At 69.4% G+C, this 26,265-nt stretch carries 24 protein-coding genes; 6 read left to right on the plus strand and 18 right to left on the minus strand.

All coding sequences use genetic code 11. The features are described 5' to 3' along the window. Nucleotides 1-49 precede the first annotated feature (49 nt). Complete coding sequence (locus tag RZ1_RS17020) at nt 50-1,225, plus strand: serine/threonine-protein kinase (protein WP_072813757.1); 1,176 nt, start codon at nt 50-52, stop codon at nt 1,223-1,225. A 12-nt stretch (nt 1,226-1,237) separates the two neighbouring features. On the opposite strand, the gene RZ1_RS17025 is transcribed toward RZ1_RS17020, so the two are convergent. After that, a complete protein-coding gene (locus RZ1_RS17025) occupies nt 1,238-1,906 on the minus strand; it encodes a response regulator (protein WP_072813690.1) in 669 nt (222 codons plus the stop codon). Continuing rightward, nucleotides 1,903-3,210 carry an ATP-binding protein gene (locus tag RZ1_RS17030; protein ID WP_072813691.1) on the minus strand — a complete coding sequence of 436 codons (1,308 nt, stop codon included), beginning with the start codon at nt 3,208-3,210 and terminating at the stop codon, nt 1,903-1,905. Before RZ1_RS17030 ends, RZ1_RS17025 begins: the two co-directional genes overlap by 4 nt. Before the next feature lie 95 nt (nt 3,211-3,305). Between RZ1_RS17030 and RZ1_RS17035 the strand changes: the two genes are divergently transcribed. Both RZ1_RS17035 and RZ1_RS17040 read left to right on the plus strand, forming a co-directional pair. Further along, nucleotides 3,306-4,718, plus strand: a complete 1,413-nt coding sequence (locus RZ1_RS17035; RefSeq protein ID WP_072813692.1) for a PspC domain-containing protein — start codon at nt 3,306-3,308, stop codon at nt 4,716-4,718. Beyond that, nucleotides 4,711-4,971, plus strand: coding sequence for a hypothetical protein (locus RZ1_RS17040; RefSeq protein WP_072813693.1), 261 nt, complete (start codon nt 4,711-4,713; stop codon nt 4,969-4,971). Before RZ1_RS17035 ends, RZ1_RS17040 begins: the two co-directional genes overlap by 8 nt. Before the next feature lie 73 nt (nt 4,972-5,044). On the opposite strand, the gene guaA is transcribed toward RZ1_RS17040, so the two are convergent. From guaA to guaB, 4 genes are all read right to left on the minus strand, one after another. Beyond that, nucleotides 5,045-6,616, minus strand: coding sequence for a glutamine-hydrolyzing GMP synthase (gene guaA / locus RZ1_RS17045; RefSeq protein WP_072813694.1), 1,572 nt, complete (start codon nt 6,614-6,616; stop codon nt 5,045-5,047). A gap of 41 nt (nt 6,617-6,657) precedes the next feature. After that, on the minus strand, nt 6,658-8,388 hold the full coding sequence (locus RZ1_RS17050) for an FAD-dependent oxidoreductase (protein WP_072813695.1): 1,731 nt from the start codon (nt 8,386-8,388) through the stop codon (nt 6,658-6,660). A gap of 205 nt (nt 8,389-8,593) precedes the next feature. Next, the gene (locus tag RZ1_RS17055; protein ID WP_072813758.1) at nt 8,594-9,736 is read right to left on the minus strand and encodes a GuaB3 family IMP dehydrogenase-related protein; all 1,143 of its coding nucleotides are present in this window, start codon (nt 9,734-9,736) and stop codon (nt 8,594-8,596) included. 87 nt (nt 9,737-9,823) lie between these two features. Further along, nucleotides 9,824-11,347, minus strand: a complete 1,524-nt coding sequence (gene guaB / locus RZ1_RS17060) for an IMP dehydrogenase (RefSeq protein ID WP_072813759.1) — start codon at nt 11,345-11,347, stop codon at nt 9,824-9,826. Between the two features lie 359 nt (nt 11,348-11,706). On the opposite strand from guaB, the gene RZ1_RS17065 reads away from it, so the two are divergent. Next, the gene (locus tag RZ1_RS17065; protein ID WP_072813760.1) at nt 11,707-12,117 is read left to right on the plus strand and encodes a DUF5319 domain-containing protein; all 411 of its coding nucleotides are present in this window, start codon (nt 11,707-11,709) and stop codon (nt 12,115-12,117) included. 200 nt (nt 12,118-12,317) lie between these two features. On the opposite strand, the gene RZ1_RS17070 is transcribed toward RZ1_RS17065, so the two are convergent. The 3 genes from RZ1_RS17070 to RZ1_RS17080 form a co-directional block, all read right to left on the minus strand. Next, complete coding sequence (locus tag RZ1_RS17070) at nt 12,318-13,358, minus strand: anti-sigma-D factor RsdA (RefSeq protein WP_072813696.1); 1,041 nt, start codon at nt 13,356-13,358, stop codon at nt 12,318-12,320. Next, nucleotides 13,351-13,929: a sigma-70 family RNA polymerase sigma factor gene (locus RZ1_RS17075; RefSeq protein ID WP_072813697.1), complete on the minus strand. Its 579-nt coding sequence runs from the start codon at nt 13,927-13,929 to the stop codon at nt 13,351-13,353. Before RZ1_RS17075 ends, RZ1_RS17070 begins: the two co-directional genes overlap by 8 nt. Nucleotides 13,930-14,047: 118 nt before the next feature. Next, the gene (locus RZ1_RS17080) at nt 14,048-14,827 is read right to left on the minus strand and encodes a hypothetical protein (RefSeq protein ID WP_238072076.1); all 780 of its coding nucleotides are present in this window, start codon (nt 14,825-14,827) and stop codon (nt 14,048-14,050) included. 609 nt (nt 14,828-15,436) lie between these two features. Between RZ1_RS17080 and RZ1_RS17085 the strand changes: the two genes are divergently transcribed. Then, a complete protein-coding gene (locus RZ1_RS17085; RefSeq protein WP_072813698.1) occupies nt 15,437-15,730 on the plus strand; it encodes a WhiB family transcriptional regulator in 294 nt (97 codons plus the stop codon). A gap of 99 nt (nt 15,731-15,829) precedes the next feature. Here RZ1_RS17085 and groL read toward each other — a convergent pair whose 3' ends face one another. Both groL and groES read right to left on the minus strand, forming a co-directional pair. After that, entirely contained in the window at nt 15,830-17,446 is a 1,617-nt protein-coding gene (gene groL, locus RZ1_RS17090; protein ID WP_072813699.1) for a chaperonin GroEL, read from the minus strand. Nucleotides 17,447-17,531: 85 nt separating this feature from the next. Then, nucleotides 17,532-17,834 carry a co-chaperone GroES gene (groES, locus tag RZ1_RS17095; protein ID WP_068154369.1) on the minus strand — a complete coding sequence of 101 codons (303 nt, stop codon included), beginning with the start codon at nt 17,832-17,834 and terminating at the stop codon, nt 17,532-17,534. Between the two features lie 309 nt (nt 17,835-18,143). Between groES and RZ1_RS17100 the strand changes: the two genes are divergently transcribed. Further along, nucleotides 18,144-19,682 (plus strand): Hsp70 family protein, encoded by a 1,539-nt coding sequence (locus tag RZ1_RS17100; protein WP_083583744.1) that lies wholly within the window; start codon nt 18,144-18,146, stop codon nt 19,680-19,682. A gap of 36 nt (nt 19,683-19,718) precedes the next feature. Here RZ1_RS17100 and tsaD read toward each other — a convergent pair whose 3' ends face one another. The 7 genes from tsaD to RZ1_RS17135 all read right to left on the minus strand — a co-directional run bounded on the left by tsaD (nt 19,719) and on the right by RZ1_RS17135 (nt 26,250). Then, nucleotides 19,719-20,750 carry a tRNA (adenosine(37)-N6)-threonylcarbamoyltransferase complex transferase subunit TsaD gene (gene tsaD, locus RZ1_RS17105; protein WP_072813763.1) on the minus strand — a complete coding sequence of 344 codons (1,032 nt, stop codon included), beginning with the start codon at nt 20,748-20,750 and terminating at the stop codon, nt 19,719-19,721. Beyond that, nucleotides 20,747-21,226 (minus strand): ribosomal protein S18-alanine N-acetyltransferase, encoded by a 480-nt coding sequence (rimI, locus tag RZ1_RS17110; protein WP_072813700.1) that lies wholly within the window; start codon nt 21,224-21,226, stop codon nt 20,747-20,749. Before rimI ends, tsaD begins: the two co-directional genes overlap by 4 nt. Next, complete coding sequence (gene tsaB, locus RZ1_RS17115) at nt 21,223-21,921, minus strand: tRNA (adenosine(37)-N6)-threonylcarbamoyltransferase complex dimerization subunit type 1 TsaB (protein WP_072813701.1); 699 nt, start codon at nt 21,919-21,921, stop codon at nt 21,223-21,225. Before tsaB ends, rimI begins: the two co-directional genes overlap by 4 nt. A 92-nt stretch (nt 21,922-22,013) precedes the next feature. Further along, entirely contained in the window at nt 22,014-22,490 is a 477-nt protein-coding gene (gene tsaE, locus RZ1_RS17120; RefSeq protein ID WP_072813764.1) for a tRNA (adenosine(37)-N6)-threonylcarbamoyltransferase complex ATPase subunit type 1 TsaE, read from the minus strand. A gap of 19 nt (nt 22,491-22,509) precedes the next feature. Next, on the minus strand, nt 22,510-23,568 hold the full coding sequence (locus RZ1_RS17125; RefSeq protein ID WP_072813702.1) for an alpha/beta fold hydrolase: 1,059 nt from the start codon (nt 23,566-23,568) through the stop codon (nt 22,510-22,512). Next, complete coding sequence (gene alr, locus RZ1_RS17130) at nt 23,565-24,746, minus strand: alanine racemase (RefSeq protein ID WP_072813703.1); 1,182 nt, start codon at nt 24,744-24,746, stop codon at nt 23,565-23,567. The genes RZ1_RS17125 and alr overlap by 4 nt, the downstream gene beginning before the upstream one ends. Nucleotides 24,747-24,804: 58 nt before the next feature. Further along, nucleotides 24,805-26,250: an NAD(P)H-hydrate dehydratase gene (locus tag RZ1_RS17135; RefSeq protein ID WP_072813704.1), complete on the minus strand. Its 1,446-nt coding sequence runs from the start codon at nt 26,248-26,250 to the stop codon at nt 24,805-24,807. Nucleotides 26,251-26,265: the final 15 nt, after the last annotated feature.

Genomic DNA, 26,265 nt, shown 5'->3' on the forward strand with positions numbered 1-26,265 from the left:
GTGGGTCGTCAAGCGAGGAAGTCCCCGCGCATCCACTACTCTCGTGAAGGTGGCGAAACAGGAGCGAGTGGGGAGGGTCGTAGGCCCGGATCACCTGGTGGCCGGACGCTACCGGCTCGATTCCAAGCTCGGCGGCGGCGGGATGGGTGCTGTGTGGCTCGCCCACGACACCCGGCTCGGCCGCGACGTCGCCGTCAAACAGGTCGTCTCCACAGCGGACCTGCACCCCGAGGCCGCCGACGAGGTCCGGCGCCGCACACTGCGCGAAGGACGGATCGCCGCGCAGCTCACGCACGAGCACGCCATCGGAATGTACGACGTGGCCCTCGACGCGGGCGAGCCGTGGCTGGTCATGGAGTATCTGCCGTCCCGCAGCATCGCCCAGGTGTTGAACGCCGTCGAGACACTGCCTCCGTACGAGGTCGCGCAGATCGGGGCGGACGTCGCCGACGCTCTGGCCGCCGCGCACGCCGTGGGCATCGTGCACCGGGACATCAAGCCCGGCAACATCCTCGTCGCCGAACGCGGCCACGAACTCGGCATCGTGAAGATCAGCGACTTCGGCATCGCCCTGGCGAAGGGCGACTCCGATCACTCCGGTGTGATCGCCGGTACCCCCGCGTACTTCGCGCCCGAAGTGGCGCGCGGCAACGACCCCACCGAGGCCAGCGACGTGTTCTCCCTCGGCGCGACCCTCTACACGACCATCGAGGGCCAGCCCCCGTTCGGTTACGAGGCCGACTCGATCGCACTGCTGCACCGCGTCGCACGCGCCGAGATCATCCCTCCGACCCGAACCGGCCCCCTCACCGACGTCCTGCTCGCCATGCTCGAACCCGACCCGGCCCGCCGCCCGACGATGGCGCAGGCCCGCGACCGGCTCGCCGCCGTCGCCCTCGGTCCGGGCATGGATCCCGCACTGCTGCGCGGGCGTCCGATCCTGTCCGAGGACGGTTCGATTCCCCGGTGGGCGCAGCGGTCCACACCCATCGCCGGGCCCCGGCCGCGCGGCTCGATCGTCGACCGGCCCGCACCTTCGCGGGCGACGGCGTCGCGTGGGCTTCCCCGGCCGGCGGACCTCATGGACAAGCTGCTCCCGCGTGGCCCCGTGCCGCAGGATCCCACGGAACGGCTCGTCGCATACGCGCCGCTGGCGATGGCGGCGATGGTCGCGCTGGTTGTGCTCGCACTCGTGGTGGCACTGATCATCGCCGTGATCGTCTGAACAACCGGGCGCTCAGTCGATCCGGCGACGGTGCGCCCAGCGGGTCAGCGCGTTCCGGTTCGACTGCTGCGTCTTGCGCAGCACGTTCGAGGCGTGGCTCTCCACGGTCTTGACCGAGATCACCAGTTCCTCGGCGATCTCCCGATAGGTGTACCCGCGCGCGAGCAGCCGCAGCACCTCGAGTTCGCGCGGGGTCAGCGAATCGAGTTCGGGATCCAGCGGCGGCTCCGGCACGCTGGACCGTCCGGTGAACGAATCCAGCACGAATCCCGCCAGTCGGGGGCTGAACACCGCGTCACCACCGGCCACCCGCCGGACCGCGTCCGCCAGCTCGGTACCCGAGATCGTCTTGGTGACGTATCCGCGCGCGCCGGCACGGATCACCGCGATCACGTCCTCCGCCGCGTCGGACACGCTCAACGCCAGGCACACGGGCCCGGGCGCGATGCGGCCGAGCACGGCGACTCCCCCACCGTCGGGCATGTGCACGTCGAGCAACACCACGTCGGGACGGGAGGCGTCGATCCCCGCGACCGCTTCGGCGACCCCGCCGGCCTCCCCCACGATCTCCATGTCCGCCTCGTGCCCCAGTTCGGTGCGCACACCGGACCGGAACACGGCGTGGTCGTCGACCAGAAAGACACGGAAGGACTGTGCAGCGGGGGCGACGGGCGACGTCACTGGGTGTGCTCCTCGGGTTGGGATTCGGTCGCCTGCCACTCTAGGTGCGGGTCCGTCGCCGGCGCCGAACCACCGCGAGGCATATGTATCCGGATTTCGGTGCCCTTCCCGAGCTCCGACTTCACCACCACCCGGCCGCCACGCCGCTCGATCCGCGCCCGGATCGACTTGGCCAACCCCTGCCGGTCCTCCGGAACCAGGTCCGGATCGAAGCCCACTCCACGGTCGCGGACGAACACGCTCACCTCGTCCGGCTCGGCCTCGGCGAACAGGTCGACGCTGTCCACCCCGGCGTGCTTGGCGGAGTTGACGAGCGCTTCGCGGGTCGCCCCCAGCACCGCGGTGAACGATTCCGCGGGCAGGTCGTCGTCGTCACCGGGCGCGACGTCACCGACGATGACCGGCGTGACGGACACTCCGTGCTGGTCCTCGACCTCACCGGCGATGGTGCGCAACGCCTCGGCGAGGCTGGTGCGAGGGCTCTCCCCACCGCCGAACAGCCAGCGCCGCAGCTCCCGTTCCTGGCTGCGGGCCAGCCGCACCACCTCCTGCGAATCGCCGGCCTGCTTCTGGATCAGCGCCAGCGTCTGCAGCACCGAATCGTGCAGATGCGACGCGATCTCCTCACGTTCCTCGTTGCGGACGCGGGCTGCGCGTTCCTGCTCGAGCGCCCGCCACATGCGAACCCACAGCGGCACCGACAGCAGCCCGGCCCCGAGGAGGGTCACCACCACCGCGAGCAACGACGACCGCAACGCAGCGACATCGACCTGGGCGAGGATCACCACACCGAGACCGGTGACGATGAGGGTCAGGCCGCCGAGGACCCGCGCCCACGTCAGGACGGTGGGTCTGGCCGGCAACCCCAGGACCGACCGCGGCCCGTCGACGTCGAACTCACGCCACACCAGGGCAGCGCCCACCGCGACCACGACGACCGGCGCGATCACCGATGCCGCGCCCCCGTTCAGCAGCCACGACAACCCGGCGGCCAGTCCCAGCCCGATGACCGCCAGGCCCAGCGCCCGGCGGCGCTCGGTCGGCGATGGTCGCTCGGTGTCGGAGCCCTGCGCCACGAACGCCCACAGCAGGCCGTATGCGACGATGCCGACCCCGAGCGCGGCGAGCACCGTGAACGCAACCCGCACCTTCATCACGTCCACGTCGAGGTGGTCGGCGAGACCGCCGGCCACACCGCCCACGACACGGCCCCCGACGCGGCGTTCGAGTCGGGGGACGGGCACGGGAAGGTTTGCTACCGGCTGCACATATCCGATACTGGCACGCGATCGGCACCCCGGCATCGGGGATCGACCCTGATCCGCGGGGCTGCCGCGGGTTCGGAAGATCAGGGTTCGCCCCTGATGTGTCGACGGCGCGCGGGCGACAGGATGAGTCCATGAACTCGCGCAGCTTTCACGAGCAGCTTTCGGACATGTGGCGCACCCGTCCGGTGCGCTTGCCAGATCAGGGCCACGTCGCCGGCGTGTGTGCCGGCATCGGAGTTCGGTACGGCGTCGATCCGGTGCTGATCCGGGTGGCGTTCGTGGTGTCCACCATCTTCGGTGGCGCGGGCATCGTCCTGTATCTGGCGTGCTGGGTCCTGCTCGCCCGCTACGGCGATCCGGTCTCCCCCGTCGAGTCCCTCGTCGGGCGCGGCCACAGCGCCGACTCGAACACCAAGGTGATTGTCCTGCTGGTGGCGCTCGCCGTGGCCGCGAGTGCGCTCGGCCCGATGGGCTCCGGCCTCGGTGGTTCCGGATTCCTGAGCATGCTGCTGATGCTCGGGGGTCTGTGGCTGCTGTACCTGCGCAAACCGGAGCCGCCGGTGCTGCCGGCCGCGCCGGGGTCGGTTTCCTTCCAGCAGAATCCGTTCCCCGACTTCTCGTTCCCGCAGGCGCCGTACGCTCCGACACAGTTCACGCAGTCCCCGTTCGTGCAGGAACCGTACGCTGCCGGGGCAACCGCGCCCGCCGGACCGGCGGCGACCGACCCGAACTTCTGGGTCAAGAACGACGCCACCGGCACGGCCCCCGGCGAGCCGGCGGCACCCGCCGACGCCGTGCCGGCGGACGGGTCGCCCCCACTCGCGTCGTCGCCCACCGACGCGGCACGACCCGCGTCCGATCCGTTCGGCGCGACGGCGACGCCTCCGTCCTGGGACCCGCTGGGTGTTGCGCCGTTCGCATGGGATCTTCCCGAACCGGCTCCGGCCCGGACCCCCGCGCTGGAGCAGAAGCAGCCGCGCTCACGGCTGACGACGACGATCCTGGGCCTGGCGGTGCTCGCCGCCGCCGCGGCCGCGGCGGTCGCCGCCGCTACCGGTGTGGAATGGCTGACGCCGGCCCGGATCGGGGCGATCGCTCTCGCGGTCATCGGGCTGGGACTGTTGCTCGGTGCGTTCCTGCACCGCGGTCACGGCCTGCTGGTGGTGACCGGTCCGCTCATCGGGTTCGTGGTGCTGGCCTCGCTGGTCGGCCCCATCGACACCTCACGGTGGGGCCAGCAACAGCATGCCCCACGCACGACCGGCGAACTGCAGTCCGAGTACGCGGTCCAGATGGGCGAGCTCCAACTCGATCTGCGCGGTCTCACCCTCACCGAGAATCGCACCGTCGCAGTCGAGAACCGCTTCGGCAATGCCCAGATCCTCCTGCCGCAGAATCTGGACGTCGAGATCACCTGCACCGAACGTGCGTCCTCGCCGTGTGCCGCCCAGGGCTTCGACGGTGGCGCCGACGGCCGCGGCGGTCCCGTCCTGACCCTCGACATCGACACTGCTTTCGGAAACTCGGAGGTGCACCGTGGCTGACTTCGACACCGACTACACCGGATCCGGACCCGACGAAACCGACGCGGCCCGGTCGCGCCGGCGGGGCCCGTCGATCCTGCTGCTGCTGGCCGCGATCGCTGCGCTGGCGGTCAGCGGATGGGCGCTCATCGGCCCGTTCTCCCTGGACCCGCTCGCGAACGTCGAGTTCCGGTGGGTGTTCGTGGCCGTCGCCGTGGCGGTCGGCGCGGCACTCCTGTTCGCACCCGGTAAACGGTCCTGCCGGAAGGACTGAAAAGCACTGTGCCCCTCGGATTTCGAAGGAGAGATCCTTCGATCCGAGGGGCACAGTCGCGACTACGGGAGGATCACTCCCACTCGATCGTTCCCGGCGGCTTGCTGGTCACGTCGAGAACGACGCGGTTGACGTCCGCAACCTCGTTGGTGATGCGGGTGGAGATACGCTCGAGCGTCTCGTACGGCAGGCGTGTCCAATCCGCGGTCATCGCATCCTCGCTCGAGACCGGGCGCAGCACGATCGGGTGACCGTAGGTACGGCCGTCACCCTGCACACCGACGCTGCGGACGTCGGCGAGCAGCACGACCGGACACTGCCAGATCTGACCGTCGAGGCCGGCGGCCGTGAGTTCCTCGCGCGCAATCGAATCCGCGTGACGCAGGATCTCGAGGCGCTCCTGGGTGACCTCGCCGATGATCCGGATGCCCAGGCCCGGGCCGGGGAACGGTTGGCGTCCGACGATCTCCTCGGGCAGACCCAGTTCGCGACCGACCGCACGGACCTCGTCCTTGAACAGCAGGCGCAGCGGTTCGACCAGCTTGAACTGCAGGTCCTCGGGCAGGCCACCGACGTTGTGGTGGCTCTTGATGTTCGCGGTGCCGGTGCCACCGCCGGATTCGACGACGTCCGGGTACAGCGTGCCCTGGACGAGGAAGTCGACGGTCTCGCCGTGGGCGGCGCTCTCGCCGAGCACCTCGGAGACCGCGCCCTCGAAGGAGCGGATGAACTCGCGACCGATGATCTTGCGCTTGGTCTCCGGGTCGGACACCCCCGCCAGTTCGCGCAGGAACGTCTCGGCGGCGTCGACCGTGACCAGCCGGGCACCGGTCGCAGCGACGAAGTCCTTCTCGACCTGCTCGCGCTCACCGGCACGCATCAGGCCGTGATCGACGAACACACAGGTGAGGCGGTCGCCGATCGCGCGCTGGACGAGCGCGGCCGCGACGGCGGAGTCGACACCGCCGGACAGGCCGCAGATGGCCTTGCCGTCGCCGACCTGTTCGCGAACCTGCGCAATGAGGGAATCGGCGATGTTCGCGGCCGTCCACGCACCGGGGATGCCGGCGATCTCGTGCAGGAAGCGGCTGAGTACCTGCTGGCCGTGCGGCGAGTGCAGGACCTCCGGGTGGTACTGGACGCCGGCGAGGCGGCGAGCCCGGTCCTCGAACGCCGCGACCGGCGCGCCGGCGCTGGACGCCGTGACCTCGAAGCCGTCCGGCGCGGCGGTCACGCCGTCACCGTGACTCATCCACACGGGCTGCGTCGCGGGCAGCCCCTCGTGCAGGACACCACCGTTCACCGACATCTCGGTGCGGCCGTACTCACGGCTGCCGGTGTGCGCGACCGTGCCGCCGAGCGCCTGGGCCATCGCCTGGAAGCCGTAGCAGATGCCGAATACCGGCACCCCCAGGTCGAACAACTTCGGGTCGAGCCGGGGAGCTCCGTCCTCGTACACGCTGGACGGGCCGCCGGACAGCACCACCGCGAGCGGTTCCTTGGCGGCGATCTCCTCGACGGTCGCCGTGTGCGGCACGACCTCCGAGTAGACCTTCGCTTCCCGGACGCGGCGAGCGATCAGCTGCGCGTACTGGGCTCCGAAGTCGATGACGAGGACCGGCCTGGACTGCTGGGTTTGCGACACCCGAACAGTCTAAGCGGCGGCCCACGTCACACGAACGCCGGTCAGGCCACGCCCGAATCGGAACCGGCGCGGATCTCGACGATCGGCAGCGACAGCGCGCCGGGCGCGCCCGCCGGCACCACGGGGTTCTTCGGGGCGACCGGGTCCAGCCGACGGTACGGCTCGCCCTGCACCGGGCGCACGTCGTCCTCCCCCTTGTTCGGCCACAGCGACGCGGACCGCTCGGCCTGCGCGGCGATCGTCAGTGACGGGTTCACACCGAGGTTCGCGGAGACGGCCGCGCCGTCCACGACGCTGAGCGTCGGGTAGCCGTACACCCGGTGATACGGGTCGATGACCCCGTGGTCGCGGTCGACGCCGATGACCGCGCCCCCGAGGAAGTGCGCGGTGAGCGGGATGTTGAAAATTTCCCCCCACGTGCCACCGGCGATGCCGTCGATCTTCTGGGCGATGCGACGGGTGGCGTCGTTGCCTGCGGGAATCCAGGTGGGGTTCGGTTCACCGTGTCCCTGCTTGCTGGTGACCCGGCGACCGAAGAACCCCTTCTTCGTGTAGGTGGTGATGGAATTGTCGAGGTTCTGCATGACCAGCGCGATGATGGTCCGCTCGCTCCAGTCCTTCACCGACAGCATCCGGGCCATCTGCACCGGATTCTTCGCGACCTGGACGAGGAACTTCGCCCACCGCGGGGTGCGTCCACCGCCGTCGGTCATGAGGGTTTGCAGCAGACCCATCGCGTTCGAGCCCTTGCCGTAGCGGACCGGCTCGATGTGCGTGTCGGCGGTCGGGTGGAACGACGAGGTGATCGCCACACCGCGGGTCAGATCCATGTTCGGATCGACGCTCATCTTGCCGGCGCCGACGATCGATTCGGAGTTGGTGCGGGTCAGCTCACCGAGCCGGTCCGACAGTTTCGGCAGGGCGCCCGTGTCCTTGAGGTGGTGCAGCAGGTGCTGGGTGCCCCAGGTACCGGCGGCGAGCACCACGTGGCCGGCGGTGTAGGTGTGTCGGTTCTTCCGCCGCCACGCTCCGGTGCGTTCGGTCGCGACCTCCCATGTGCCGTCCGCGCGTTCCCGCAGACCGGTGACCGTGGTCATCGGGACGATCTCGGCGCCGGCCTTCTCGGCGAGGCCGAGGTAGTTCTTCACCAGGGTGTTCTTCGCGCCGTGCCGGCACCCGGTCATGCACTCGCCGCATTCGATGCAGCCGGTGCGGTCGGGTCCCACGCCACCGAAGTAGGGGTCGGCGACGGTGCGTCCGGGCTCACCGAAGTACACGCCGACGGGCGTCTGGATGAACGTGTCGCCGACGCCCATGTCCTCGGCGACGGACTTGATCACATCGTCGGCCGGTGTCATGTGCGGGTTCGTCACGACACCGAGGATTCGGCGGGCCTGGTCGTAGAACGGCGAAAGCTCGTCGTGCCAGTCGGTGATGTGCGCCCACTGCTTGTCCTCGAAGAACGATGCGGGCGGCTTGTAGAGCGTGTTCGCGTAGTTGAGCGATCCGCCGCCGACGCCGGCACCGGCGAGGATGAGGCAGTCGCGCAGCAGGTGCACGCGCTGGATGCCGAAGCAGCCGAACCTGGGCGCCCACAGGAAGCGCTTCAGATCCCAGCTGGTCTTCGCGAAGTCCGCGTCCGCGTAACGCCGGCCTGCCTCGAGAACGCCGACACGGTAGCCCTTCTCCACGAGCCGCAACGCCGTGACACTGCCACCGAAACCCGATCCGACGATGAGGACGTCATAGTCCGTCGCGCGCTGCTTACCCATCGGAGTACCTCCACCGTGAAAACTGGTTGTTACTCGCCAGTATGCACCCAGTGCCTGTGACAGCTGCCACAAGGATTACCTAACTGTTACCGCACGTATCGGAAATCGCAGGTGGGGCCCCGGAACCACGACGGCCGGACATCGGGTCGGTCCGCTGCACACGAACCGATCCGACATCCGGCCACCGGAAGCGGACACGCACCTGTCAGGCGCGCACCGACAGGCCCACCTTCTGGAACTCCTTGAGGTCCGAGTACCCGGACTTCGCCATCGCCCGGCGCAGTCCGCCGACCAGGTTCAGCGAACCGTACGGATCGTCGGACGGCCCGCCCAGCACCCGATCCAGGCCGGGACGCTCATCGTCGACCTCGACCTGCAGCACCGAACCACGCGGCATCGACGGATGCGCGGCGACGGACGGCCAGTACCAGCCACGGCCGGGGGCCTCGGCGGACACCGCCAGCGGCGCACCGAGGACGGCCGCGTCGGCACCGCACGCGATGGCCTTCGCCAGGTCGCCGGCGGTCTCGATGTCGCCGTCCGCGATGACGTGCACGTAGCGGCCGCCGGTTTCGTCCAGGTAGTCGCGGCGCGCCGCGGCGGCATCCGCGATCGCGGTGGCCATCGGAATGCCGATTCCGAGGGCGCTGCTGGTCGTTGTGGCACCGGCCGTGGAGCCGTAGCCGACGATGACACCGGCCGCGCCGGTACGCATCAGGTGCAGGGCCGTACGGTGGTCGCTCACACCGCCTGCCACAACCGGCACGTCGAGCTCGGAGATGAACGTCTTGAGGTTGAGCGGCTCACCCTCGCTGTGCGCGACGTGCTCGGCCGAGATGATCGTGCCCTGGACGACGAGCAGGTCGATACCCGCCTTGACCAGGTCCGGGGTCAGCGCACGCGCGTTCTGCGGGCTGACCCGCACCGCCGTCGTCACGCCCGCGTCCCGCACCTCGCCGACCGCGGCGGCAAGCAACTCGGGGCGCAGCGGTGCAGCGTGCAGCTTCTGCAGGTGGGCCACCGCGGCACTCGGATCCGGATTCGTCTCGGCGAGCTCGACGAGCTTGGCGATCTCGGCCTCGACATCCTCGTGCCGGCCCCACAGGCCTTCACCGTTGATGACGCCCAGACCGCCGGCCTTGCCGAGCGCGACGGCGAACGCCGGCGATACCAGCGCGTCGGTGGGGTGCGCGAGCAGCGGAATATCGAATCGGTAGGCATCGAGCTGCCAGGCCGTCGACACCTCCTTGGAGGACCGTGTGCGGCGGGACGGCACGATGTCGATGTCGTCCAGCTCGTAGGTGCGCCGGGCGGTGCGGCCCATGCCGATTTCAACGAGGTCGCGCACGCGCGCCCCTTTCTCGTGTGAGGTCGGTTCGCCCGTCACGGACAAGGACGAGCAGGGAATCGACCGGCGGTGATTCGAACGGTCGGCCTACCGGGCCGCGTAGTTCGGCGCCTCCGCGGTGATCGTGATGTCGTGCGGGTGGCTCTCCTTGAGCCCCGCAGCAGTGATCTGCACGAACTGTGCCTTCTGCAGCTGCTCGATCGTCGACGCCCCGGCATATCCCATGGCCGCGCGCAGGCCGCCGATGAGCTGATGGGTGACCTGTTGCAGCGGGCCCCGGAACGGGACCCGGCCCTCGATGCCCTCGGGGACCAGCTTGTCCTCGGAGAGGACATCGTCCTGGAAGTACCGATCCTTCGAATACGACTTCGCCTCGCCGCGCGACTGCATCGCGCCGAGCGAACCCATTCCGCGGTAGCTCTTGAACTGCTTGCCGTTGACGAGGATCAATTCGCCCGGGGATTCGGCCGTGCCGGCGAGCAGCGAACCGAGCATCGCCGTGGACGCACCGGCCGCGAGGGCCTTGGCGACGTCGCCGGAGAACTGCAGACCGCCGTCCGCGATCACGGGGATCCCGTGCGGTGCGGCCGCGGCGGTGGCCTCGAGGATCGCGGTGATCTGGGGTGCGCCGACACCGGCGATGACGCGGGTGGTGCAGATCGAGCCGGGTCCCACGCCGACCTTGACGGCGTCGACGCCCGCCTCGATGAGGGCGACAGCCCCGGCGCGGGTCGCGACGTTGCCGCCGATGATCTGGACACGGTCGCCGATTTCCGCCTTGAGCTTGGAGATCATCGACAGCACGCCCGCCGAGTGACCGTGGGCACTGTCGACGACGAGGACGTCGACACCGGCGTCGGTCAGCGACATCGCGCGCGTCCAGGAGTCGTCACCGACACCGACCGCTGCCCCGACCAGGAGGCGGCCGTCGCGATCCTTGGTGGCGTTCGGGTGCTGCTCGGTCTTGACGAAGTCCTTGACGGTGATCAGGCCGGTGAGCTTGCCCTGTCCGTCGACGATCGGCAGCTTCTCGATCTTGTGACGGCGCAGCAGCCCCAGCGCGGCCTCGGCACTGACACCTTCCCGCGCGGTGACGAGCGGCGCCTTGGTCATGACCTCGGCGACCGGGCGGTTCTGATCCACCTCGAACCGCATGTCGCGGTTGGTGATGATGCCGACGAGCAGGCCGTCGGCGTCGGTGACGGGCAGACCCGAAATCCGGAAGCGAGCGCATTTGGCGTCCACCTCGGCCAGGGTGTCGGTCGGCTTGCACGTGACCGGGTCGGTGACCATACCGGCCTCGGAACGCTTGACGGTCTCGACCTGGGCCGCCTGGATCTCCGCGGACATGTTGCGGTGCAGGACGCCCATGCCGCCGGCGCGGGCCATGGCGATCGCCATGCGCGACTCGGTGACGGTGTCCATCGCGGAACTGACCAGCGGGATTCGCAGCCGGATCTCGCGCGTCAACTGGCTCGACGTGTCGACCTGACTCGGGACGACATCGGACGCCGCGGGGAGCAGCAGCACGTCGTCGAAGGTCAGGCCCAGCATTGCGACCTTGTTCGGATCGTCGCCGCCGGTGTGCACGTGCCCTCCGGTACTACTCATGCGGTTCGGACCCTCCATGCCAGTCGATACGTTGCGGGCGCGGACGATTTCCGGCCCGACAGGTTCTGAGCGTGAAACGACGCTGCCGCGAACGACGGAACGGCGACGGTGCGACGACGTCGTGAGCAGCATTGTCGTGACCAACAATGTTGTGAGCGGTGCGAATATTCCCCGAACAGTCCGAGGCAGCCGGTACGCTCACCTCTCCATCGTATCGGTTGCCGCAATTCGCACTGCCGCAACCCGCACCCCTCCCCCGCGGTCGCCGGCCCGGTACGTGAGCGCGCGCGGCCCGTTCGTCGGCGTGTCCACGGGCTACGGCTGGCGCAGACCCCACCGCACTGCGTACCGTGGGTGTCGTGCGTGATCAGTTACCTCCGGGTCTTCCACCGGACCCCTTCGCCGGAGATCCCGACGACCCGTCGGCCGCGCTCGACGCGCTCGAGCCGGGTCAGCCGCTGGACCCCTCGGAGCGGCTGGCAGTCGAAGAGGATCTTGCGGACCTCGCCGTCTACGAGGCACTACTGGCCCCACGTGGGGTCCGCGGTCTCGTCGTGTGCTGCGAGGACTGCCACCAGGACCACTACCACGACTGGGACATGCTGCGCGCGAATCTGCTGCAGCTCCTGGTCGACGGGACGGTCCGTCCGCACGAACCCGCCTACGATCCCGCACCCGAGGCCTACGTCACGTGGGACTACTGCCGCGGCTACGCGGACGCCTCGATGAACGAGGCGCTTCCCGCGGATCCGTACGGCTTCGATTCCTGACCGGGGCGAACACGCCGACCACCGCTGATCACGCGCGGTGACACAGAACACCGACGACGCCCGACCGGACGATTTCGGTCGGGCGTTCTCGTGTGTGCACCCACGCTCCCGGCGGACGGGCCGCTACAACCGATCCCACGACGAAACGCGGCGCCGGCACACCCGGTGTGCCGGCGCCGCGTTTCACGTACGGTGACCCGTCAGCGCACTTCCGTGGTATCGCGCGTCCCCGGTGTGCCCACCGGCGCGCTGATCGACTGCTGCTCGAGCGAGGTCGTCGACCCCGACGCGGACGCCGTCGTGGTGGGCGGCGCCTGAGTGGCGGGCGGCGAGCTGGGTTCGCTGCTCGGTGCCGGTGGCGTGGTCGTCGGGAGGGTGGTCGGTTCGGCGGGCAGCGTCGACGGTTCCGTCGTCGGCTCGTTCAGGATCGTCGGATCCGGAGACGAGGACGGCGACGGCTGCGTCACGACGTCCGGCGATGTGGTCACAGCGGTTCCCGGAAGCATCGTGTCCGCGGTCTGCGGCGGGATCGCCGCGGCATCGGAGGACGGCGGCACAAACGGCGGCAGCGGTGCCGGAAGAGGTGGAACCGGCGGAACCGGCACGAGCTTGCTCAGTTCGGCGGACAGGCGCTGCAGCCAGTCACCCAGTTCGTCCCGTTGACCGGCATTCGCCACGTCGCTGGAGCGAACCTGCGCAGACTCGAGCAATTCCTTGGCGACGGCCGTGTCGCCGACGGCGATCGCACGTTCGGCCTGTTCGAGGCTCGACGTCGTATCGATGCGCGCGACGGTGCTCTGTGCCTGCTCGCTGAACACGACCTCTTTGACACCCCAGAGGGGGTCGCCCGGTTCGGCGCCGTAGGACACGGCCGCCGCACCACCGACAGCCACCGCGACGAGTGCCGCGGCTCCGGCTATGGGTCGCAGCAGGCGCAGTTGTGTGCGGGAGCGCGTTCGACTGTTCGCCATCGCGTCGCGGGCACCGATTTCACGGTTGACCGCGGCGACGATCTCGTCGAGTTCGGGGCCTGCGGGTAACGGCTCTGCGAGGATCTCGGCGCGCCATCCCGCCAGCAGCGTGGCAAGCTCGTATTCCTCGTCCGATTCCGTCGTTACCGGACCGTCACCGGAGATCGCGTCGATGAGGGCATCGTCACGACGCACCGCCGCGATGTCCACAGGGGTGCCGTCGTCGGCGAGATCAGTGTCGAAGTCGTCGTCACCGCGCTTCCTACCCATTCCTCTCACCTGCTCTCGTCACTTCCTTCTTGAGTCTGGCGATGGCTCGATGCTGAGCCACTCGAACGGCCCCCGCCGTGCTTCCCACTGCGGCTGCCGTCTCCTCCGCCGACAACCCCACAACCAATCGCATGATCAGGATCTCGCGTTGCTTCTCCGGAAGCGTGCCGAGCAGCGCTTTCATCTGCCGGCTCGTCTCCGCGTTGAGCGCGTGCTCTTCCGGGCTGTCCTCCAGCGACATCACTTCGGGAACGTCTGCGACCGGGTCCGACCGATTCCGGGCGGTACTCCGATGCGCGTCCGCAACCTTGTGTGCTGCGATGCCGTAGACGAACGCCATGAATGGACGTCCCTGGTCCTGGTATCGCGGCAGCGCCGTCATCACAGCCAGGCATACCTCCTGCGCTACGTCGTCCGCGGAGTGCTGACCGCGCTCCGCAGACCCGACCCTTGCCCGGCAGTACCGCACGACCAGGGGTCGAATGCTTGCGAGAACCTGGGCGAGAGCAGCCCGATCGCCTTGCGAAGCCGCAGCGACTGCCGAGTCCAACTCTTCACCCATAACAGTCATCGATTGCGTATGTCCTGGTGTTACAAGTGGCACGTCCCCGCCCGGGAGTGCTTCCACCAACGTGGAACGCCCCCAGCCTAACTACTTGCATGGACAACTCCGATTCACCCTGGCCGAACTACTTCGGGGTCGTCGCGAAGCGGCCGCCGCGGGAGATCACGATGCGGGCACATTCGTCGCGCACCCGATCGGCACCGGTCTCAGCACCGATACCGTTCGCCAACATCGCGGCCGCCCAGCGCAACGGGACCAGGCCGTGTTCGGCGCAACGCTGCGACACGTCGACTGCGAGCGCGCGTGCCTGCCCGAGGTCGGCGTCACCGGTCGACGACGCCGCGCGCAACAGATCGGACTTGACGCGGTGCCGCACGGACGGGCCGCGATCCGCCCGAACCGACGCCTGCGCGGCGTGGTCCTTCGCGGTCGCGAAGTCTCCGGATGCCAGCGCGGTTTCCGCCGTCACCCAGTGCAGTCTGATCCGCTGCCGCCAGAAGGCTGTGTCGTCGGTGCCGGCGACCAGCAACCGCTCGGCGCACTGGGCGAGCAACCGTCGCGACAGGCCGAGACGGCCGCAACCGAGTGCGTCCGCGGCCAGGCCGGTGAGCGCATCGCATTGCGCTTCGACGAGGCGCGCCGCGTCTTCCGCGGACCGGGAAGCGGCGGACCGTGCGAGCGCGAACGCGCGACCGTCGTGCACCGCAGCCAGCCGATGCCACCCGAGCTGACGTAGCAGCGACGCCTCGGTACTCGCCGCGAAGGACGCCAGTGGCCCTTCCGTGACCTCACGCTGCAGTCGCGTCAGTTCCGCCCGGGCACCACTGTAGAAGCCCTGCCCTCCGAGAGCGACCGCGCGGAGCCATCGCTGCTCCGGGTCACTCGCGGCGGGCAGCGGGTGCATTCCCGGCCGATCGCCGAACGCCGCTGCCCCCAGGACATCGGGGGACAAATCGGGCAAACGCACAGACTCGAAGGTCGCTGACACCCCGAAATCATCGCATCGGCGTCGCAGCCGGCCTCGACGCGGTGTCCGAATGGCGAGAAACATTCACCGCGAGCGCATATATTTCCGGCCGAGAATTCCGAGCGCGGCATCAACGATTCGCTTGCCGTTTACAGCCCGTTAATTTCAAACATACTGCATGTACGCTATTTCGGTCCGCGATTGGACGATCAGAGATGATCGGCGATGCGGTCCAGCACGCCCGGGAACGGGGCGAGAATACAAAACACCAGGTCAAGTGCGCATCAGAGAAGTCGCCTACATCGACCAGGACACCGCGAACGGCCATGATCGAACGTCAGCCAATCATGATTTGAGCGCGAAGTAAATATTTTCCAGGTTAATTCTCACGATGAGCGATATGGAATTTCACACGCCACAAAAGTGTTGACGGGATTTGCATCGCGCTTTTACGGTGACGGTGCTCGAAAGAATGCTCGGTCGGGGCACCGCTCCCGTCCACGGTCCACTCGCACCCACGCGAGCATGCTGCAAAGGAGTGCCACAATGCCTGCACCACACCACCTGCCCGGCCCCAACGCCGACATCTGGGATTGGCAGATGCACGGACTGTGTCGCGGTGTGGACTCCTCGATGTTCTTCCACCCGGACGGCGAGCGCGGCCGCGCTCGCGCCCAGCGGGAGAGTCGCGCCAAGGAGATGTGCCGAAGCTGCCCCGTGATCGCCCAGTGCCGCGAGCACGCCCTCAATGTCGCCGAACCGTATGGCATCTGGGGAGGCCTGTCGGAGGCGGAGCGCGAGATGTACGCGCGGCACCGACGCCGCCGGATCGCTGTTTGACCCTGCCCTCGAACGACGCGAACAACACCACGAAGCCCCGCCCGGGGACCTCTCCCGGGCGGGGCTTCGTGTGGAACGGGGCTTCGTGTAGCGCGATCCCTAGTGGGCGTGACCGTGACCGTGACCGGCCTCGGCAGCCTCCTCGGGCTTGTCGACCACCGCGCTCTCGGTGGTGAGCACCATGCGGGCGACGGACGAGGCGTTGACGACCGCCGAACGAGTCACCTTGACCGGGTCGACGACACCGTCGGCGATCAGGTCGCCGTAGGTGAGCGTCGCAGCGTTGAATCCGTGACCCTTCGGGCCCTCGGCGACCTTGGAGACCACCACGGCACCGTCCAGACCCGCGTTCGCCGCGATCCAGAACAGCGGCGCCGACAGCGCCGTCCGCAGAACCGCGACGCCGGTGGCCTCGTCACCCGACAGGGACGCCTGGAGCTCGGCGAGCTCGAGCGACGCCTGCACCAGTGCGGAACCACCACCGGGGACGATGCCCTCCTCGACGGCGGCCTTGGCCGCGTTCACCGCGTCCTCGACGCGGAACTTGCGCTCCTTGAGGTCGGTCTCGGTGGCCGCGCCGACCTTGATGACGGCAACACCGCCGGCGAGCTTGGCCAGGCGCTCCTCGAGCTTCTCCCGATCCCAGTCCGAGTCGGTGGCCTCGATCTCGCGGCGCAGCTGTGCGGCGCGCTCCTCGATGGCCTCGGCGGTACCGGCACCGTCGACGATCGTGGTGTTGTCCTTGCTGACCACGACGCGGCGGGCGGAACCGAGCAGCTCGAGCCCGGCTTCCTTGAGGGACAGGCCGAGATCGGAGTTGATGACGGTGCCCGCGGTGACGACGGCGAGGTCGTCCAGGAACGCCTTGCGACGATCACCGAAGTACGGCGCCTTGACTGCGACCGCCTTGAGAGTCTTGCGGATCGCGTTGACGACCAGCGTCGACAGCGCCTCACCCTCGACGTCCTCGGCAATGATCAGGACCGGCTTGCCGGACTCCGCGATCTTCTCGAGCAGCGGCAGGAAGTCCGGCAGCGAGCCGATCTTCTCGCGATACAGCAGCACCAGCGCGTCCTCGAGGACCGCCTGCTGCGCGTCGACGTCGGTGACGAAGTACGGCGACAGATAACCCTTGTCGAACTGCACACCCTCGGTGACGACCAGTTCGGTGCTCAGCGTCGACGATTCCTCGACCGTGACGACGCCGTTCTCTCCGACGGTGCTGAGAGCCTCGCCGACCAGCGCACCGATCTCCTCGTCGCGGGACGAGACGGTCGCGACCTGCGCGATGGCCTCCTTGCCCTGGACGGGGGTAGCGAGCGCGAGCAGCGCCTCGGCGACCTTGTCGGCACCCTTGGCGATACCCACACCGAGCGCGATCGGGTTGGCGCCTGCGGCGACGTTCTTCAGGCCGGCCTTGACCAGGGCCTGGGCCAGAACGGTCGCGGTGGTGGTGCCGTCACCGGCGACGTCGTTGGTCTTCGTCGCGACGCTCTTGACGAGCTGGGCGCCGAGGTTCTCGAACGGATCCTCCAGTTCGATCTCACGGGCGATGCTCACACCGTCGTTGGTGACGGTCGGTCCGCCGAATGCCTTGGCGAGCACGACGTGCCGCCCGCGCGGGCCGAGCGTGACCTTGACGGCGTCGGCGAGGCGGTCGACACCGCGCTCGAGCGCGCGCCGCGCGGTCTCGTTGAACTCGATTTGCTTGGACATGTTCTCCGACTACTCCTGTCGAATTTCTCCGGAACGGACTCCGCCCCGGGTCCGTTGAGGAACTCCGGGGCGGAATGCACGCGGCTTACTTGGCGACGACGGCCAGCACGTCGCGAGCCGACAGGATCAGGTACTCCTGGCCTGCGTACTTGATCTCGGTTCCGCCGTACTTGCTGTAGATGACGACGTCGCCTTCCTTGACATCCAGGGGGATGCGCTTGTCGCCATCCTCGTCCCAGCGGCCCGGGCCGACGGCGACGACGGTGCCCTCCTGGGGCTTCTCCTTCGCCGTGTCCGGGATGACGAGGCCGGAGGCAGTCGTCGTCTCGGCCTCGTTGGCCTGGACGAGGATCTTGTCCTCGAGCGGCTTGATGTTCACGCTCGCCACGATGAGCCCTCCACTTTCAGGGGTACTTGGGTCCGGGAACCGGTGTTCTCGGACTCGGATTCGTTCAGTCACCACGGTGACTCCGTGCGAGGTCCCGTCGTCGCGGGTGCCGGGCCGACGCTCGGTGTCACTAGCACTCTATACATGCGAGTGCCAGCACTCAAGGCTTGCGGGCGCTTACTCGCATTCAGCGAACATCACAGGCCTTCTGTTACGTTCGGATAACAGAGATACGTAGCGTGACCATACGGTGACCTATCGAGGTGCACACGAGCCTCTTGGCCCCCGATCACGCACGGGAGGTGGACTATGCGCACGTCGCTGGGGATCTCCACCGGAGCATCCGGAGTGGGATCCGCACTGGTGATCGACGCGCCGGACGGCCCGATCACCGAATACCGGGAACTCGCAGCCGAGACTCACGATCCTCGCGACCTCGGTGACCTCGTCTTCGACGCGATCACCCTGATGACGACCCAGGTTGCCGACGTCCCGGCCCCCGAAGTCGTCACGGTCGCCTACCGGACGACCGAACAGGCCGACTCCGTCCGCGCCGCCGCGATCCGCGAGGGCCGCCTCGTACGGCTGATCCCGGAAACGACCGCGGTCGTCACCTACCTGCACAACACCGGGCTCGCGAACACGGACGGAGCGATCGCGGTCGCCGACGTCGGCGCATCCGGGATGAGCGTGTCGGTCCTCGACCACGCCGACGGCACGGTCCTGCACGCCGACCGCACCGACGCGCTGGGTGGCGAGAAGATCAACAGCCGGCTCCTCGAACACGTCCGCAGATCGACGGACGGCATCCGTACCCGCATCCCGGTCGACCCCGCCCTGCTTTCCGCGCGCTGTCTGGGAGCCCTCGAGACCCTCACCGTCGACGACACCGCACACATCGAGATCGGTGAGGCCGGACCGGGCGTGTCCGTCACGGTCACCCGCCCCGAGTTCGACGGGCTCGTCGTGGATCTGGTCGAGGCGGCCGCGGACTTCACCGCACGGACCTGCGCCGCCGCCCCGACCTCGCCACAGGTGCTCGTGCTCGTCGGCGGCGCCTCGTCGTTCCCCGCGCTGGCCGCAGCGGTCACGGCTGCATTCGGCGGCCCTGCCGTCACCGTCGACGATCCCGCGGCGGTCGCCGCGCACGGCGCCGCGTACCTGGACGACGATCCTCACCTCGACCGCTACCCGCTCGCGGGGGGCACCGAGTCCGGCACGTCACGCCCTTCCGGCCGCACCGCCGGGGCACTCGTCGGGGCACTGGTGGCCGGGGCACTCGTCGCCGGTTATGCCACCGAACAGATCCGGGAGCCTGCGTCCACCGACCGGCCCGTCTCGCCCGCCGGGTCCAGCGACTCGGTGCTGCCGACCCCACCCGACACGGTCGCGCCCGACGCGACCGTCCCGACCGGGACACGCATCCCGTCGTTCGATCCGGTTCCCACCCGCGTTCCCTCCGGCAGAGTCACCGCAACCACCGAGCACGAAGCATCCCGGACGACGGTGCCGCCCACGACGGTGCCGCCCACCACGATGCCGGAGACCACGCAGTCGCTGGTACCGCCGACGTGGACGCCGAACACGGAGAACCGCGACCGGGACCGCCCACGGCCGGGATCGACCACGACGCGAACTCCGACGCCGGAGACCACCTCGCCACCGGCCACGACCACACCGGCCACGACACCACCGGCCCCCACACCACCGGTCACGACCACACCGGAAGCCCCCGATCCCGGTACGACGACGACCGAACCACCCCAGGCGGAGTCCGTCACGCCGGAAACCGTGGCGCCGGAACACGTGGCGCCGGGGACACCGACCGCGACACCCACCGACGGATGAGCCGACGTAGCGGGCGACGCGACGGGAAATTCCGGCTCACACCTGGTTCACGGACACCGGGAGGCCGGGATCGGTGGCGGCGGTCAGCAACGACGGCTGCGCGCCGCCGGCAATGAGGTGCGCGCCGAGCGCCGCGATCATCACACCGTTGTCGGTGCACAATCGCGGGCGCGGCACCCTCAGGGTGATCCCCGCAGCGGCGCACCGCTCCCTGGCGAGCGAACGCAGCCGCGAATTCGCGGTCGCACCGCCGCCGAGCACCAGCGTGTCGACACCGACGTCCTGAGCCGCGCGCACTGCCTTCATCGTGAGCACGTCGGCGACCGCCTCCTGGAATCCGGCCGCGACATCGGCGACCGGAACCGGCTGCCCGGCGCGTTCCAGCGCTTCGACATGGCGGGCGACCGCGGTCTTGAGGCCGGAAAACGAGAAGTCGTGGCGGGCGTCGCGCGGTCCGGTCATCCCGCGCGGGAACACCACTGCGGTCGGATCCCCCTGCTGGGCCAGCTTGTCCAGCAGCGGACCACCCGGGTATCCGAGATCCAGCAGCCGAGCCACCTTGTCGAAGGCCTCCCCCGCCGCGTCGTCGACGGTGGTCCCCAGCTCGACGATCGGCTTGCCGATGTCCTCGACATGCAGCAGGTGGGTGTGTCCACCCGAGACCAGCAGCGCGACACACGGCGGCATCGGACCGTTCTCGATCGTGTCGACCGCGACGTGCCCGGCCAGATGGTTGATCGCATAGAACGGCACGTTCCAGGCTGCGGCATATGCCTTCGCGGCGGCGACACCCACGAGCAGCGCGCCGGCGAGACCCGGGCCGATGGTGACACACACGGCGTCGGGCTTGGCGACGCCGGCAGCTGCCAGCGCACGGCGCATAGTCGGGACGATCGCCTCGAGATGCGCGCGGGACGCGATCTCCGGCACCACACCACCGAAGCGGGCGTGTTCGTCGACACTCGAAGCCACCTCGTCGGCGAGCAGTTCGAGCGTGCCGTCGCCGACCCACCGGACGATGCCGACACCCGTCTCGTCGCACGAGCTCTCGATGCCCATCACGATCACGGCCTTGGCTCCTCTCGCCGGTCCGGCCGGCACATGGTGTACGCGTCGGCGCCACTCGGCTGGTAGTAACGCTTCCTGGTGCCCACGATCTCGAAACCTTCACGTCGGTACAACGCGATCGCGGCATCGTTGTCGGTCCGAACCTCGAGGAACACCGGCCCACCCCACGCGTCGGCGACACGCAGCAACTCGCCGAGCAGCGCACCGCCGATACCCCGTTGCCGCAGGCCCGGGTCGACGCCGATCGTGTGCACCTCCGATTCGGGATGCACGCCGGTACCGAGTCGAGCCAGACCGGCGTACCCGATCAGGCGACCGTCATCGTCGCGGGCGGCGACGTAATGGTTGTGCGGAGACGCCAGTTCGGACCGGAACGCGTCCGCACTCCACGGGTCGTCCCCGGGAAACAGGACCTGTTCGAGTTCCGCGCAACGCTCGACATCGTCCGGGCGCAGCGCATCGACGAGCACACTCATTTCTTGCGGGCCGCCGTCTCCACCGCATCCGGCCGTCGCAAATACAACGGCACCAGCGGCTGCGGGGCGGCCCGGGCGGTCAGTTCGGACGCGGCCACCGTGACCAGACCGGCCGGCGACGGTGAATGCACCGGAACCACCGGCAGGTCGAACAGTTCGGCGTGGGCCGGCGAGCCCGCAACCCGCCGCGACGGCGCGGCCGTCACCTCTGCGGGTTTCCGCACCTCCGGGCCCTCCACCCGGCTACCACCGGAGTACCGCGCCCAGTACACCTCACGGCGACGGGCATCGGTGACGACGAGCAGATCGGAACCGGGGGGCACATCGGCCGCGAACACGTCCGCGGCGGTCACATCGGCCGCGAACACGTCCGCGGCAAGTGCATCGAGGGTGCACACTCCGTGCACGGGAATGCCCAGTGCATCACCGAACGCGGCGGCGGTCGCCATCCCGACCCGCAATCCCGTGAACGGCCCGGGACCGACACCGACGACGACCGCATCGAGGTCTGCCGGCTCGCATCCTGCTTCGGCGAGGCATTCGAGGATCAGGGGCGTGAGGACCTCGGCATGCGCCCGTGGATTTTCGGTGACCCGAACCGCAAGCGTCTCGAGATCCTGCGCGGCTCCGTCGCCGAGGCGGACCAGCCCCGAGGTCACGGCAGGGGTGGCGGTATCGACGGCGAGCACAAGCACGATTACCCAGGATACCGCCCTCATGGACGAGGGCAGCGACGGGGAACGGCTACCCGGGCGAGCGCAGCGACGGGGAACGGCTACCCGGGCGACTAGCCCACCCAACGCCAGGTGGCCCGGCGTACATCGGATTCCGGGTCGCGCCGCAACCGCACCCGCAGATGCCGGTCGGTGAGCTTTTCCACCAGACCCTCACCCCATTCGACGACGACAACGGCGGCGGTCAGGTCGGTGTCGAGATCGAGTGCGTCGAGCTCGTCCAGTGCACCGGGCCCATCGCCGAGCCGGTAGGCGTCCACGTGCACGAGTCCCACCGGTGTCCCGCCGGGGCGATTCCCCGGCCGGTGCTCGCGGGCGATCACGAACGTCGGCGATGTCACCCGCCCCTGCACGCCGAGTCCTGCGGCGATTCCCCTGGTCAACGCGGTCTTACCGGCGCCGAGCGGACCGTCGAGCACGACCAGGTCTCCCGCCTGAAGGCTCGCCGCGAGCCTGCGGCCGAGCGCTTCGGTGTCCTCGACCGTCGACAGTTCGGCGTGCTGCTCGGGCTCGGCGTACTGCTCGGGCACTGGGTCGTCCTTCACGTGTTCAGACACCCACAGCCCGCCGGTTGGACGCATCGTGTGCGAAGGCCCGCTGCACGAGCCGGTCCACTGCCTTGGACACGACCTCCGGGAACTCCAGTTGCACGAGGTGTCCGGCGCCTCGCACGCGCTTGAGTTCGCAGTGCGGCAACTCCGCGGCGAGCTCCTCGGAGCCCGAGAACGGGATCACCATGTCCGCGTCACCGCACAGCACCAGAACCGGCACCCTGCTGAGGGTGGGCAGCGCGGCTGATTCGTCGTGCAGTTCCAGAGTGCGAAGGAAGTTGACGATGGTGAGCACCGACGTCTCGCTGAGCATGCGGTCGGAGAACTCCACCAATCGGGGGCTCACGACGGTGCCGTACGACGCGGCCCGCAGGATCGGCGAGACGATTGCCTTCGCGGTACCGCGGGCGTACTGCACGAATCCAGGCGCGGTGCGAGCGGCGTAACGGAACCCGTCGATCACCGGGTTCTCCAGGTTGCGGCCGAGGCCGGTCTTGCTGAGGCCGGCCGCGGTCGTCGACAGCAGGCCGACACCCACGATCCGGGAATCGAACAGGTCGGGGCGTTGCGCGGCGAGCGCGATCGTGGTCATGCCGCCCATCGAATGCCCGACGACCACGACGGGCCCGCCCGGCGTGGTCTCGTCGATGACGCGGCCGAGGTCGCGTCCGAGCTGGGCGATGGTGCAGGACTTCGCTCCGGCAGCACCGGATTCGCCGTGCCCGCGCTGGTCGTAGAACACCGTGCGCACGTCACCGCCCCACCGCTCGGCGATATACCGCTGCTGCAGGTGCCAGGACTGCATGCGCAGGCAGTACCCGTGGACGAACACGATGGTCAGAGGCGCGCGAGGTGATCCGAACTCGCGCACCGCGAGCTCGACGCCGTCCTCGGTGACGACGATGCGCTTGGGTGCGGCGAGCATCGCGTCGAAGTCCTCGTCCGCGTAGATCTCCGGGGCGGGCATGCCCGCCGACCGCACCGCATACAGGCCGGCCGCGGAAGCGAGCGTGGCCAGACTCGCGGCGAAAAGCCCCATTCTGCCCATCACACTCATCGCGTCCTGCCTCCTTCGCCACCGATGTAGGTCCGCACGGTGCGCCCGCCCACCCCGGTCACGACCTCGTAGTTGATCGTGTCGAGGAGTTCCGCCCAGTCTTGAGCGGACGGTTCACCGTGACCGCCGTTACCGAAGAACAACGCATGGTCGCCTTCGTTTACTCCGCCGCCGTCCGGCCCGAGATCCACCACGATCTGGTCCATGCACACGCGGCCGAGCTGAGGACGGCGCCGGCCACCGAGAAACACCTCGAATCGGCCACTCAGATTCCGCCGGATCCCGTCCGCATATCCCATGGGCAGCACCGCCACCGTGGTGTCCGCGGGTGCCACCCAACGGTGCCCATAGGACACCCCGGATCCCGCCGTCAATCTCTTCACGAGTGCCACCCTCGTCCGCAACGTCATCACGGGCCGGAAACCGTAGTCGCCGATCTCCGGAATCGGAGACAACCCGTACATCGCGATTCCGGGCCGAATCATGTCGAACCGCAGGTCGGGGCGGGTGACGGCGGCCGCGGAGTTCGCCAGGTGCACCACCTCGGGGGCCATGCCGTGTCGGCGCAGATCGGCGACGGCCTCGATCAGCCGGTCTCGTTGCGAATCGATCTCCGGGTGGTGGAGTTCGTCCGCGTGCGCGAGATGGGAGAACGCCCCTCGGAACCGCACCGCGCCCTCGGCCTGGACGCGACCGAGGTCGTGGAGGAAGTCCGGCCATTCGTCGCGGGCGACGCCACCGCGGTTGAGTCCGGTGTCGATCTTGACGGTGACCACCGCAGTGATCCCGGTCTCGCGGGCGGCAGCGGCGACCGACGCGAGATGCCGGGGCGAGGACACACCGATTTCGACGCCGGCGGCGATCGCGGGCGCGAAATCGGCGTCGACGGTGTGCAGCCACGCCAGGATCGGCGCGTCGATACCGGCCGCACGCAGAGTCAGAGCTTCGGCAAGTGTGGTGACCCCGAGTTCCCGGGCGCCGGCGGCGAGCGCGGCCTTCCCGACCTGCACCGCGCCGTGGTTGTAGCCGTCGGCCTTGACCACGGCCATCACCGCGGCGTCCCCGGCGTACTCGCGCAGCAGGCGAACGTTGTCCGCGACCGCATCCAGGTCGATCACCGCCTCGGCCTGGGGCTGGGCGTGACGGTGCTGTTCCTGGGTGCGTTCTGCGGCGGTCATGACTTTCGATCCTGCCACTCCCGGATTCTCGCGCCGCGCGCCGGTGGCGGAGTTCGGATCACAATTCGGACATATATGCCCGCAGCGTGCGCACCGCAGCCCTGACCTGCGTCAGGATCGCGCTTGCGGACACCGGGGCGGCCCCCACACCGTCGCGGGCGGCCAGGTTCGCGGCGAGCGCATGTGCCCGCGCGCCGGCCGCCGCGGCGAGATCGGGTGCCATCCCCGCCGACATCAGCGCCCCGATCAGGCCGGACAGCACGTCGCCTGCGCCCGCGGTGGACGCCCACGACCCCCCCGCGTCGTTGACGAATGCGTGCCCGTCGGGGCGGGCGATGAGGGTGGCTCGGCCCTTGAGGAGCACGTGGACCTGCCAGTCCGCGGCCAGGGCCCGCACAGCGGCCACCCGGTCGGGTTCGGGGCGCGACCCGGTGAGCCGGGCGAATTCCCCGGCGTGAGGGGTGAGCAACGTCGGTGCCGGACGGTTGCGTACCGGGGACGGGTTCTGCGCGAGCAGCGTCAATCCGTCCGCGTCGACGAGCACCGGCAGATCCGTGGCCAGCACCTCCCGCAGGGTCCGCGCGGCCGCCTCGTCGGTGCCGCCACCCGGACCGACGACCCAGGCCTGTGCACGACCGGCTGCGGCGAACGACGGTGCCGCGACCACTTCCGGGTACCGGGCGAGAACCGCATCCGCTGCGGTTCCGGCGTACCGGACCATCCCGGACGTCGCGGCTACCGCGGCACCGGTGCACAGCACACCGGCCCCCGGGTAGGTGGCGCTGCCCGCGATGATGCCCACGACACCTTGGCTGTACTTGTCGTCGTCGGCACCCGGGACCGGCCAGATCGCACCGATCTCGGCGGGTTCGGCGGCAACCAGCTCGGCCGTCGGCAGGTCCAGGCCGATATCGACGAGTTCGACGCGGCCGCAGCGCGCCCCGGCGAGCGCGTGGACCGGTTTGAGAGCACCGAACGCGACCGTGACCGCGGCGCTGACGGCCGGGCCGTCGACGGCCCCGGTGTCCGGGTCGACGCCGCTGGGGGTGTCGACCGCGACGATCGGGGCGGTGATCGCGTCGACCAGGGCCGCGGCCGCTGGCCGCAGCGGGCCTCGGCCGGAAATGCCGACGATCCCGTCGAGCACGAGATCGGGGTCGCCGAGAGCATCCGGGACTGCCGGGGCCACCCGCCCCCCGGCCGCCCGCAACGCGGACAGTCCCGCGGGATGGGCACGGTCGGGCGCGAGCAGCAGCGCGGTCACCGCGACACCCCGGCGACGCAGGTACGCCCCGGCCCACAGCGCGTCGCCGCCGTTGTCGCCGGATCCGATGAGCAGGACCACGCGCCGCCCGGCGATCCCGCCGGTCCGGGATCGCAGTTCCGCGGCGGCGACCCGGGCGAGGCCGTGCGCGGCCCGTCGCATGAGTGTGCCGTCGGGTAGCGACGCGAGCAGCGGAGCCTCCGCCGCCCGGACCCGGTCGCACGGGTGGTAACTGCGCATCACCCCTCCGATCGG

The sequence above is a fragment of the Rhodococcus zopfii NBRC 100606 = JCM 9919 genome (assembly GCF_001895025.1).
GTDB classification, from domain to species: Bacteria; Actinomycetota; Actinomycetes; order Mycobacteriales; family Mycobacteriaceae; genus Rhodococcus; species Rhodococcus zopfii.